Here is a 13,246-nt window from a genome sequence, read left to right on the forward strand (position 1 = left end):
ACATAAGCAACCCTGAATCAGAGGAGTGCATGTGACCATTCATTCAAAAAGGCAGGCAGCCGAATCAACCCCCTTGAACACGCCCCCGGCGATTCATCGGCTGCGCGTGCTGACGGTCAACACCCACAAGGGTTTTACCGCGCTCAACCGGCGCTTCATCCTCCCCGAGTTGCGTGAAGCGGTGCGCAGTACGTCGGCAGACCTGGTGTTTCTGCAAGAAGTCGTCGGCGAGCACGACCGCCATTCCTCGCGCTACAACGATTGGCCACAAACCTCGCAGTATGAATTCCTCGCCGACAGCATGTGGAGCGACTTTGCCTACGGCCGCAATGCCGTCTACCCCGACGGCCACCATGGCAATGCCCTGCTGTCGAAATACCCGATCCGCGAATACCGCAATCTCGACGTCTCCATCACCGGCCCGGAACGCCGCGGCCTGCTGCACTGCGTGCTGGACGTACCGGGGCACAGCGAAGTACATGCCATCTGCGTGCACTTGAGCCTGCTGGAAAGTCATCGGCAGCTGCAGTTGCAGTTGCTCTGTCAGCTCCTTGAGTCCCTGCCTGATGCGGCGCCGGTGATCATCGCCGGCGACTTCAATGACTGGCAGATGCAAGGCAATGCCGCCCTTGCCCGCCGCGACTACCTGCACGAAGCCTTCGAGCGCCACCACGGCCGCCCGGCCAAAACCTACCCCGCGCGGTTTCCCTTGCTGCGCCTGGACCGCATCTACCTGCGCAACGCCAGCAGCCACGAGCCGAAAATACTCGGGAACAAGCCGTGGACGCACCTTTCAGACCATTTGCCGCTGGCGGTGGAAGTGCATCTTTAAGTCGTGAACCTGTTAGTTCTTACAGTATCCGGTTCCCCGATTGACAGGCATGCTGGATTCCGGACAAGGGGCAGGTAGCGAAGTACCGCGATGACTTACCGGGCGCTTCACCACAAGGGCACGCCAACTTTGACGGTGACGGACGCGCGTGGCTTGACCGTCCGCGAGGTGGCGTACTGCCGACAACACGTGGAGCAGCCCGCTGATACCCGGATCACCCTTCAAGTATTCGACTCAGCCCAACGGCTGGTGGCGCATTGGGATCCGCGCCTTTGGGGCAACGCCCCCTCCCCCAACCTCGCGACGATCTTCAGCCTTACGGGACTGACGCTATTGAGTGACAGTGTCGATGCCGGTTGGCAGTTGAGTTTGCCCAATGACGCCCAATCCACTCTGTGTCGTTGGGACAGTCGTGGCACCTGGCATCAAACGGAATTCGATCCACTTCAGCGTCCGGTTGCCCTCGGTGAAAAGTGGGTCAATGAACCGCTTCGTGTCATCGAACGATTCACCTACGGGATAGCGAGCCATGAAAGTGCAGCACATAACCAATGCGGCCAGTTGGTACGCCACGATGACGGAGCCGGCAGTCAGCATTTCAACGAGTTTTCCGTTCATGGCGAAATACTGGTTGAAACCAGGCAGTTTCTCGGCAGCCTTGATACGCCGGACTGGCCGCTCGACATTCAACTGCGCGAGGCGTTGCTGGAAGTTGGCGAGGCTTTTGTTTCCACCCGGCGTTACACCGCCACCGGCGATCCGCAAAGCCAGACCGATGCCAAAGACAACTACCGGAAATTTGCTTACTCGGTAGCCGGCCAGCTCAGGGAAACCCGCCTACAGCCTGCAGGAAACGACCAGGAACCCTTCATTCTAGTCAGCGAAATTCATTACAACGCTGCCGGACAACAGGACAGTGAAACCGTCGGCAATGGCGTAATCACCCGCGTTATTTTTGCCGACGACGATGGCCGTCCGATTCGACTGGTGAGCGCCGTACCCGGCAGGCCTCCACTCCAGGATCTGCATTACCGTTACGATCCGGTCGGCAACATCCTTCATCTGGAAGAAACAGCACAGCCCGTTGTTTTTTTCAAAAACCAGCGTGTCGAACCGATCAACCGTTATCGTTACGACAGCCTGTACCAACTGGTCGAAACCAGCGGCAGACAAGTAATACCCGCCACCTACGGTCCCGCACTCCCGGCATTGCTGCCCACTCCGCTGGACCCGAATCAACTGACCCATTACACACAAACCTTCGACTACGATGCCGCCGGCAATCTGCTCACCCGCCACCATACCGGCGCACCGACCTTGAGCATGAAAACCTCCCGCACAAGCAACCGCAGCCTTGCGCTGAAAGAGGACGAGGAGGACATCATTAATGGGTTTGATCCCTGCGGTAATCAACGACAACTACAGCAAGGGCAACACCTCTACTGGGACGGTCGTCAGCAGTTGAGTGAAGTCACGATGGTCAAGCGCGAGGACGGGCCTGATGACCATGAGCGCTACATCTATGGCCCGCGCGGACAACGCCTGCGCAAGGTGCGCATCACCCATACCGGCCGTCGCACCTTACTCGCAGAAACGCGTTATTTGCCGGGGCTGGAAATTCACATCGACGCCGTGCACGGTGAAGAACGACATGTGATTACAGCCGACGCGGGACGTAGCCAGTTACGGATAATGCACTGGGCATCACCTCCACCAAAGAACGCAATCAATGATCAACTGCGATTCAGCCTCAGCGACCTGCTCGGCTCCTGCACGCTGGAGCTGGATAAAAATGCCGGACTATTGAACCAGGAAGGTTTTTATCCGTTCGGTGGTACGGCGTGGTGGGCGGGTAATAGTGCATTGGAATCGAGATACAAGGTTCGTCGTTATTCGGGCAAGGAGCGGGATGCCACCGGGCTTTACTATTACGGATATCGATATTACGCACCGTGGTTGCAACGGTGGATGAGCCCGGATCCGGCAGGGAATGTAGATGGGCTGAATCGGTATTTGATGGTGAACAACAATCCGGTTGAGTTTTTTGATGCCGATGGGCTTGGTCGTAGATCCATACATGGTTATAAGCAGGGGCCATCAAGTGTTAATACACAAAACATACAGCCGATCATCATTCACCATGACCCAAACTTAAACACTCGCTTTGACTCGCTGACGGAAGAGTCAAAAGCAAGGTTTGCACACGTAGAAAAAAACCTAACACACCAAAAACTATTACAATACACAATCAACTCAACATCTGCAACAGCCAACTTCAACAACAAATTCGAACCACATCACTGGCAGTTCAGATACAACTTCAGAGACCCCAAGGAGCCCAATTACTACGCAAGCGACGTTGCAAGATATCAGTATTCTAGAATAGCTCAAGATGAGGGTTTTTTCGGGCAGCTACCCTCTAAAATCACTAGATACAATGTAGTAAATATGGAGACACTTAAAAAAACAAAATATCTTAAAAACGGAACTGAAAGAATGCTTTACACCTTCATGAGAGAGACACCCAATGGAAAATCCACCCAAAAAATTCTTGACGACTTCGGATTAAAAGCCACTAAAGTAGAGCGATTTACTTCCGAAGGTAAGGTGCACTTCTTAATACACGTAAAACCCATAACAACCCACCCGACGAAAGCCCACGCCCCCTCTTTTGAAAAAAATGCCGTGAATAATTCTACCTATAATTTACCCAACAACGCCCTACCACTTAAACATCGGAGAACAGGAATACTTTCTTCCTTGCGGAGTTTTTTACTTTGCCACCATCAAACAACAGGGAACATTCGGTAACGTAGGGGGGGGGGCGAGTGAACTGGTAATGGTCGAAAACCCCTCTGGCACGAAGTTTGTTTTTTGACGATCCCTCGAACAAACAAGCAGTTATGGACACGCCATAAATCCGTCACTTAAACCCTTACCACTTATCGGCCATCTTCTTGACTCGACTGTTTCGGTCTTCTTGACTTCACCGTACTACCCCCGGAATCACCACCAGGACCAGCCCCAAGCCCCCCGTCAAAACGGGCAGCCCGTGCTGCCCCTGATCCATTCGGTCGCCCCTCATCAGGGGTAGGAGAGACGCCAGAGCGAGATACCTAATGCGACTGCAAGGTAGACCTCCATGAATACTTCCCACATATCACAAGAGATCAAAGTCACTTTTTGCACTGTATCGAGTTCACTCCTGTTGTGTTCCTCCATGGAAATGCAAGCCGCCACTGGCGAGCAGGAAACAACACCCTGGTATCGCCAGGACATCCCGACACTCGGTCTGTCCGGCGTTGCACCAACCTGGCCCGGTCAATTCAGCGCCCATCCCGATCTGCGCAGTTCCAGCCTGACCACAGAAGATGCCGCGCCCACGGCCTGGGACCAAATTTACGGTCAGCCCTCTCGCCAGGCACAAACCGATTACCTTTCCCAGGGGCTGGCCTTCCCCGGTACCCAGCAACTCAAGGGCCCGGCGATCGTCACCCTGCAAAGCGCCAGCGGCCATACGCAAAGGGTCGGCCTGATCAGCGGCACGCACCAGTACCAGCTCAACAACAACGGTGCACAGGTCACACCGGCGATGTCCGCCCCCAACCGCGACACACTCAATCTCCAGGGGCAAAGCCTCGGCGCCTATTGGAGCCTGACCGGGCCGCAAGGCTGGTACGTCGACCTGACCGCCAGCGGTGGCCGGGTCAGCGGCTTCAGCCGCAACGAACAAGGGGCCCGTAGAGCCACCGAGGGCAGCGCGATGACCCTGTCGGTGGAAGGTGGCTTCCCAATAGGTCTGGGCGAAAACTGGGTGATTGAACCCCAGGCGCAACTGATCAATCAGCGCATCACCCTGGACACCCCGTATGCAGGTTCAGGCAACGCGTCTTCCACCGACCTGACCTCGTGGAGCGGCCGGGTCGGTGCGCGCTTGAAAGGCAGCTACGACATCAGCGGCATGCCCGTCGAACCTTACGTGCGGACCAACTTGTGGCACACCGTGTACAGCGGCAACGCCGTGACCCTCGACCAGGTCGACAAGATCAGCAGCAGCCGCAAGTCCTCGACCGTCGAACTGGGCCTGGGACTGGTCGCCAGGGTCACCCCCACCGTGAGCCTGTACGTCAGCGCCGACTACAGCAGCGACGTGGACGACAATGATTTGAACGGGTTGATTGGCAGCCTGGGTGTAAGGATGCGCTGGTGAAATCTGGTATTTCTTACAGTATCCGAAGCATTGGCGGTGATGCATTGTGATGGGCAATCCACCCTGATCGAGGCCGTCACGGATGTCTGTAGGCGATGCGCATCACGGCACACCAGCCCTTGCGGTTGCAGACCCGCGGGGGCTGGCGGTCAGGGCTGTTCAGTACCATCGGCGGCAGGCTGCCGATCCTGTTGAAAGGCGGGTGACGCATCAACGCTTCGATGCCGCCGGCCGGCCGGTGGCCAGTCGTGATCCGTATCTGTTTGCCTTGGCGCAGGAGGATGAGGCGGTGCCGGCAAACCTCCGCCAGGTGTTCAGTTTGTCTGGCGCACCGTTGTCGAGTGACAGCGTGGATGCCGGTTGGCGGGGGGCGTTGCCGGGTGCTGCCGGGCAAGGCATCGAGACCTGGGATGGGCGTGGCAGTCATTCGGTGACTGAGTTCGATGAACTGCTGCGACCGGTGGCCGTGCATGAACGTGGGGAAGACGTCGCCGAGCATGTGCTTGAGCGTTTTAGCTATGCGGGAGTCGATGCCGACATCGCATCCCACAACCTGTGCGGCCAGTTGATTCGCCACGACGACCCGGCCGGAAGCTTGCACCTGCGCGAACTCGGCATCACTGGCGCGCTGCTGCAACAGACTCGGCACTTTTTGCTGGCAACCGATCCGGTCAACTGGCCCGATAGCATGGTCGCACGCGATGCCTTGCTCGAACCCGGCGAGGGGGCGACCACCTCCCACGGCTACGCGCCTACCACGGAACTGCTCCGGCAAATCGATGCCTTGGGTCACCTGCAGGGCTTTGCCTATACCGTCGCTGGCGAGCTGCAACACACCCGTCTGACCCTGGCCGGTGATGACCCGCAGGAACAGACGCTGGTCAGCGAACTGCACTACAGCGCCTCCGGCCAGATCGAGTCGGAAACCGCCGGCAATGGCGTGATCACCCGCCACCTCTACGACCCTGCGGACGGCCGCCTCATCGTCTTGAGTACCCACAAATCCAACGGCACGCCACTGCAGAACCTGAAATATCGCTACGACGCAGTCGGCAACGTGCAGGACCTCGAAGATACCGCGCAACCGATCCGCTACTTCAACAACCAGCGCATCGAACCGATCAAGAACTATTGCTACGACACCCTCTATCAATTGATCAAAGCCACGGGTTGGGAGGCCAAGACCGGCCACGGCGGCCCCGCCCTGCCCGACCTGCAACCCTTGCCTCTCGACCCTAACCAGGTTGCCCAGTACACCCAGACCTTCCACTACGACGCTGGCGGCAATCTGCTGGACCTGGTGCATGTCGGCGCCCAGGCCCATGGCCGCACCTTGACCCGCGCCCGATACAGCAACCGCTGCCTGCCTGAACGCAACGGCCGTCCACCGACTGAAGCCGAACTGGCCGCCGGTTTCGATGGCAATGGCAACCTGCGTGAACTGCAAGCGGGCCAGTCGATGGACTGGGACCTGCGCAATCAGCTATCCACCGTGCGCCCGGTGATCCGAGCAGACGGCAACGACGACTATGAACACTATCTCTACGACGGCAGTGGCCAGCGGGTTCGCAAGCTCCGTGCAACCAGAACCAATACCCGCACGCTGATCAGCGATGTACGCTACCTGCCCGGTGTGGAAATCCGTAGTCACAGCGGCACAGGTGAAGTTCTGCACGTAATCACCGCCAGCGCGGGCAGTAATAGCGTGCAGGTATTGCATTGGGCTACCAAACCTCCCGAAGACATCACCAATGACCAGGTTCGCTACAGCCTCAACGACCACTTGAAGTCCAGCACCCTGGAACTGGACCAGAACGCCGACCTGATCAGCCAGGAATGGTATTACCCCTATGGTGGCACGGCGTGTTTCGCGACCCGCTCGGCCATAGAAGCCAAATACAAAACCGTGCGCTACTCGGGCAAGGAGCGAGATGCGACGGGGCTTTATTACTATGGGCTGAGGTACTACGCGCCATGGCTGCAACGGTGGATTAACCCGGATCCCGCAGGGAATGTTGATGGGCCGAATCGCTATTACTTTGTACAAAACAGTCCACTGACACTAGTTGATCCCAACGGGTTGTCTTCGCAAATTCCAAAAAATGCTCATTGGGTATGGATCGGCGAACCGATACCGAAGGATTTTTCCAGAAACATCAATAAGTTCTCCCACATCAACGCAGACTACACACCGACACTCTGGATAAGTAAGAAAACATGGTCAGAAAAACATCGAGCAGCTTTAGAAAACCTCGCAAGCCGAGTAATAGTTAAAAATATAGACGAAGCGTTCGAATCTGCAGATATAAGGCTAACCTCAGCCTTCGAGCGCGAACGCTCCGGATCACTACACAACTATGCTGCCGCCAGTGATATTGCACGTGTTGTTATTCTTTATCAGCAAGGCGGCGTGTATATGGATACCGATGTAATTTCGAAGTTTGGCATGCCTTTACAGCAACTCACAGCACACCAAGGAATCATGAGGACATCAAGAGGCAATGGAATTATTGCGGCAGATAAAGGCAATAAACATTTAAATAGCGCCATGAAAAAAATGATTTCTGCTTATGAAAAAAACAACGATGACATGTGGAAAAACAAACGAACATACATCAGCCCAATGGACCGCGGGCTTGGCGATTCTGCTCCAAAAACTTCATTTCGACTTCGCAGTACAATGCAAGCCACGGGGCCAGACATGTGGGCAGAGGTGTTGCGCAATGTAATTGGCCATGAACTGCCTCCCGTCTACTTCGAACCCATTAATGCCAGTGCAGTTTCTTACACTAAAAAACCGTCGGACTTACGCCGCGATTCAATTTAGAATTAAAAACATCACCAGAAAGCAAAACAGCGGAGCGTGGCTGAGTCGATTAAATCAGCAGAACACGCTCCCGATCTTGGTTCCCGAACTTAATTTTAAGTCTCCGGCTTTAACATCAACACCGCCAACGGCGGCAAATTCAGCACCAACGACAACGCCTGCCCATGGTTTTCCGTCTCCTCGGCCGGCATAAATCGACGGATATGCTGGTGAAACTGGTATTTCTTACAGTATCCACAGCATTGACGGTAATGCATTGTGATGACAAGTCACCCTGATCGAGGCCGTCACGGATGTCTTTGAATAATGTGCATCGCGACACGCCATCCCTTGCGGTTGCAGACCCGCGCGGGCTGGCGGTCCGGGCCATTCAGTACCATCGGCGGCAGGCAGCCGATCCTGTTGAACTGCGGGTGACGCATCAACGCTTCGATGGCGCTGGCCGGCCGGTGGCCAGTCGTGATCCGTATCTGTTTGCGTTGGCCCAGGACGATGCATCGGTGCCGGCCAACCTTAGCCAGGTGTTCAGTTTGTCTGGCGTGCCGTTGGCGAGTGACAGCGTGGATGCGGGTTGGCGGGCGGCGTTGCAGGGTGCGGCCGGGCAGCGCATCGAGGTGTGGGATGGCCGAGGCAGTCACTCGCTGACTGAGTTCGATGAACTGCTGCGGCCGGTGGCCGTGCATGAACGTGGGGAAGACGTCGCCGAGCATGTGCTTGAGCGTTTTAGCTATGCGGGAGTCGATGGCGATGCTGTTTCGCACAATCTGTGCGGTCAGTTGATCCGCCACGACGACCCGGCCGGGACGCTGCACCTGCGTGAACTCGGCATCGCTGGCGCGCTGCTGCAACAGACCCGGTATTTTTTACTGGGAACCGATCCGGCCAACTGGCCCGACAGCGTGACCGCACGCGATGCCTTGCTCGAACCCGGCGAGGGGGCGACCACCTCCCATGCCTATGCGCCCACTACAGAACTGCTCCAGCAACTCGATGCGCTGGGCAACTCCCAGCGATTCACCTACACCGTTGCTGGCGAGCAGAAGGACTCCCGCCTGACTCTGGCCGGTGATGAACCGCGAGAACAAAAGCTAGTCAGCGATCTCTACTACAACGCCTCCGGCCAGATCGAGTCGGAAACCGCCGGCAACGGCGTGATCACCCGCCACCGCTACGATCCTGCGGATGGCCGCCTCATCGCGTTGAGTGCCCACAAAGCCAACGGCACGCCATTGCAGAACCTGAAATACAGCTACGACGCCGCCGGCAACGTACAAAGCCTCGAAGACACCGCGCAACCGATCCGCTACTTCAACAACCAGCGCATCGAACCGATCAAGAACTATTGCTACGACACCCTCTATCAATTGATCAAAGCCACGGGTTGGGAGGCCAGGACCGGTCACGGCGGTCCCGCCCTGCCCGACCTGCAACCCTTGCCTCTCGACCCTAACCAGGTTGCCCAGTACACCCAGACCTTCCACTACGACGCTGGCGGCAATCTGCTGGACCTGGTGCATGTCGGCGCTCAGGCCCATGGCCGAACCTTGACCCGCGCCCGATACAGCAACCGCTGCCTGCCCGAACGCAACGGCCGCCCACCCACCGAAGCCGAACTGGCTGCCGGTTTCGATGGCAATGGCAACCTGAGCGAGTTGCAAGCCGGCCAGGCGATGGACTGGGATCTACGCAATCAGCTGTCCACTGTTCGCCCGGTGGTGCGCGAGGGTGGCAATGATGACTACGAGACCTACCTCTACGACGGCGGCGGCCAACGGGTACGCAAACTACGCGCCACCCAAACCAATGCCCGCAAGCTGATCAGCGAAGTGCGCTACCTGCCCGGTGTGGAAATCCGTAGTCACAGCGGCACAGGTGAAATTCTGCACGTAATCACCGCCAGCGCAGGCAGCAATAGCGTGCAGGTATTGCATTGGGCTGCCAAACCTCCCGGAGACATCACCAACGACCAGGTGCGCTACAGCCTCAATGACCACTTGAAATCCAGCGCCATGGAATTGGACCAGAACGCCGACCTGATCAGCCAGGAATGGTATTACCCGTTCGGCGGTACAGCGTGTTTCGCGGCCCGCTCGGCCACCGAGGCCAAGTACAAGACGGTGCGTTATTCGGGCAAGGAGCGGGATGCGACGGGGCTTTATTATTATGGATTCCGCTATTACGCGCCGTGGTTGCAGCGCTGGATTAATCCGGATCCGGCAGGGTCTGTGGACGGACATAATCTTTTTTCGATGGTCAGAAATAATACCGTCACATATTTCGACGCAAGCGGAAATATTCGAGAAAATTTCAACTTCAATGAGTATCTGAGTTCCTTTCAAGCCATCATGCATTACTCACCGAATGGGATATTTTATATTGATGAAGGCGAGCAAGAGGAGGAAAGGGGAAATCAATACTTTTTGGAGTTACTCTCACTCGAAAGCATTGACACTGAAAGCTCCCAGCATAGTTTTCAACAACGACTGCGTGCATTCATCAGCTTAATAGCTCACCCACAGAGAATTGATCAAGCTCCTGAAGTACCGCAAGAGCAAATTGATTCATACGGTATTTTTTATAATTATATGGTGGCCGCCAGTACATTTGAGGATATACCAAGGATCTTCAATTCTCCTTTTGGGTTGAGAGAAGCTCCCCCATCATATTGGCACGCTCTCGATGAGAACGCAGGTCCCCCCGGTATACCTTCTGCGCCCCCGCCTGCTTACGCGATGGTCGCGGCAAATCTGCCCACGTATTCAACAATCGACCCCATTGCAGTGACCGCAGCAGATGACCGGGAAGCGGTCGAGGACCACCTCAGTAGGTCAGTCTTAACTTACGTCTACATACCCATCCCCACTTACCAACAAGCAACTGCATTCACTGCTACCGAACCCCGAGACGGACAAGCTAGTCTGATTAGACGCCGTGAAAGGCGTTCAACCGTATAGCCCCGCACATCAGCCCGGATTGATAGAGCCTGGTTGAGCCACAGCTTCATAAAGCTCTCCCTGGCAAAGGCGGCGCACGTAACTTGTTCGCAATAAAACAATAGTTCAAACATGGTCCAAAGCAACGAAATCGCTTACCCCGATCAGCAAGGCAGATCGAGGAAGCGAAATCTGAATGGGCGCTGGCTCAGATTCACTCCGGCCTTAACATCAACACAGCCAACGGCGGCAAATTCAACACCAACGACAACGCCTGCCCATGGCTCGGCGTTTCCTCGGCCAGCGCCCCGCCGCTATTGCCGTAATTGGAACCGGCATAAATCGACGAATCACTGTTGAGCACCTCGCTCCACTGCCCGGCAAACGGCACCCCGACCCGATAAGCCTCGCGCGGCACCGGCGTGAAGTTGGCCACCACCAGCACCGGTTTGCCGTCCTTGCTCCAGCGCAGCCAGGCATAAACGCTGTTGATCGCGTCGTCGCCGATCAACCATTGGAAGCCTTGCGGCACATCGTCCTGGTCATGCAGTGCAGGCTCTTCGCGGTACAGGCGATTGAGGTCGCCGACCAGTTTCTGCACGCCCTTGTGCTCGGAGTACTGCAGCAGGTACCAGTCCAGTTGCTGATCGTGGTTCCACTCGCGCCACTGGCCGAATTCGCAGCCCATGAACAGCAGCTTCTTGCCCGGATGCGCCCACATGAAACTCAGGTAGGCCCGCAGGTTGGCGAACTTCTGCCAGCGGTCGCCAGGCATTTTGTCGATCAGCGAGTGTTTGCCGTGTACCACTTCGTCGTGGGAGATCGGCAGGATGAAGCGCTCGGACCAGGCGTACACCAGGCCGAAACTCAGTTCGTTGTGGTGATGGGCGCGGTACACCGGGTCCTGCTGGATGTAGTGCAGCGAATCGTGCATCCAGCCCATGTTCCATTTGTAGGCAAAGCCCAGGCCGCCCTGTTGCGTGCCCTGGCTGACGCCCGGCCAGGCGGTGGATTCTTCGGCGATCACCAGCGCACCGGGCGCTTCCAGCGCGACCACGTCGTTGAGGTGGCGCAGGAAGTCGATGGCTTCCAGGTTCTCGCGCCCGCCGTGGCGATTCGGTATCCATTCGCCGGCCTTGCGCGAATAGTCGCGATACAGCATCGAGGCCACCGCATCGACGCGCAGGCCGTCGACGTGGAAATGCTTGAGCCAATGCAACGCCGACGCCAGCATGTAGCCGTGCACTTCGGTGCGCCCCAGGTTGTAGATCAGCGTGTCCCAGTCCTGGTGGAAGCCTTCCTGCGGGTTGCCGTACTCGTACAGGGCCGTGCCGTCGAACTGCGCCAGGCCGTGGGTGTCGGTGGGGAAATGCGCCGGCACCCAATCGAGGATCACCCCGAGTTCGGCCTGGTGGCAGGCGTTGACGAACGCGGCAAACTCGTCCGGCGAGCCATACCGTGCACTCGGCGCGAATTGCGACAACAACTGATAGCCCCAGGAGCCGCCGAACGGGTGCTCCATGATCGGCATCAGTTCGATGTGGGTGAAGCCCAGGTCTTTGACATAGGGAATCAGTCGCTCGGTCAGTTCCGGCCAGGTGTACTGGCGGGCCACTTCACCCAGATCGTCCAGCTCGCATTGCCACGAGCCGGCGTGCAATTCGTAGATCGACAACGGCGCCGTGACCCGCTGGCGCTCGCCCCGGGCCATCATCCAGTCCTGATCCTGCCAGTCGACTTTCAGGGGTGAGGCGACTTTCGAGGCCGTATCCGGCGGCAGGCTGGTGGCCAGCGCCATCGGGTCGGCCTTCAGCGGCAAAATGCCGTGGGCGCCGAGAATCTCGTACTTGTAGGCGTCCCCCGCTTGCAGGCGCGGGATGAACAACTCCCAGACACCGGTGGGATGACGCAGGCGCATCGGATGCCGGCGCCCGTCCCAGACGTTGAAATCCCCGACCACCGACACCCGCCGGGCGTTCGGCGCCCACACGGCGAAACGCACGCCGTCGACGCCGTCCACGGTCTGGAGTTGCGCACCGAGGCATGCACTGAGATCGCGGTGATTACCTTCGGCAAACAGGTACAAGTCCATGTCACCTAGCAAGGGGCCGAAGCTGTAAGGGTCTTCGGCAGTCTGTTCGCCGCCGGCCCACCGGGTGCGCAGCAGATACGCTTGCGCACGCTGGAAATGCCCGACGAACAACCCCGGTGTCTCTGTGGCTTGAAGACTCCCAAGCATTTCGCCCGAGTCCCTGGCCAGGATTTCTACGCTCAGGGCGCCCGGCAGATAAGCGCGAATGAACTGCCCACCGGCACCATCGCCGTGAGGGCCAAGTATGGCGAAGGGATCGATGTGCTCGGCGCGCACCAATGCATCGATATCCCGCGCGCCGGGCAGCAGCGCTTCTTTGTGATGACCCTGTTCCTTGTTCGAGACACTCATG

At 57.4% G+C, this 13,246-nt stretch carries 6 protein-coding genes; 5 read left to right on the plus strand and 1 reads right to left on the minus strand.

What is annotated here, in order from left to right; translation table 11 throughout:
- The first annotated feature begins 31 nt into the window (after positions 1-31).
- The 5 genes from EI969_RS05950 (at position 32) to EI969_RS05970 (ending at position 10,823) form a co-directional block, all read left to right on the plus strand.
- Positions 32-832 (plus strand): endonuclease/exonuclease/phosphatase family protein, encoded by an 801-nt coding sequence (locus EI969_RS05950; protein WP_160386495.1) that lies wholly within the window; start codon positions 32-34, stop codon positions 830-832.
- Positions 833-922: 90 nt separating this feature from the next.
- A complete protein-coding gene (locus EI969_RS05955) occupies positions 923-3,643 on the plus strand; it encodes an RHS repeat domain-containing protein (RefSeq protein WP_160386497.1) in 2,721 nt (906 codons plus the stop codon).
- A 331-nt stretch (positions 3,644-3,974) separates the two neighbouring features.
- Positions 3,975-5,042 (plus strand): autotransporter outer membrane beta-barrel domain-containing protein, encoded by a 1,068-nt coding sequence (locus EI969_RS05960; RefSeq protein WP_160386499.1) that lies wholly within the window; start codon positions 3,975-3,977, stop codon positions 5,040-5,042.
- An 82-nt stretch (positions 5,043-5,124) separates the two neighbouring features.
- On the plus strand, positions 5,125-7,869 hold the full coding sequence (locus tag EI969_RS05965; protein ID WP_160386501.1) for an RHS repeat-associated core domain-containing protein: 2,745 nt from the start codon (positions 5,125-5,127) through the stop codon (positions 7,867-7,869).
- 293 nt (positions 7,870-8,162) lie between these two features.
- Positions 8,163-10,823 carry an RHS repeat-associated core domain-containing protein gene (locus tag EI969_RS05970; protein WP_256678242.1) on the plus strand — a complete coding sequence of 887 codons (2,661 nt, stop codon included), beginning with the start codon at positions 8,163-8,165 and terminating at the stop codon, positions 10,821-10,823.
- A gap of 193 nt (positions 10,824-11,016) precedes the next feature.
- Here EI969_RS05970 and glgB read toward each other — a convergent pair whose 3' ends face one another.
- A complete protein-coding gene (gene glgB, locus EI969_RS05975; protein WP_160386503.1) occupies positions 11,017-13,245 on the minus strand; it encodes a 1,4-alpha-glucan branching protein GlgB in 2,229 nt (742 codons plus the stop codon).
- Position 13,246 lies beyond the last annotated feature (1 nt).

The sequence above is a fragment of the Pseudomonas sp. PB101 genome (genome assembly GCF_009764265.1).
Taxonomy (GTDB): Bacteria; Pseudomonadota; Gammaproteobacteria; order Pseudomonadales; family Pseudomonadaceae; genus Aquipseudomonas.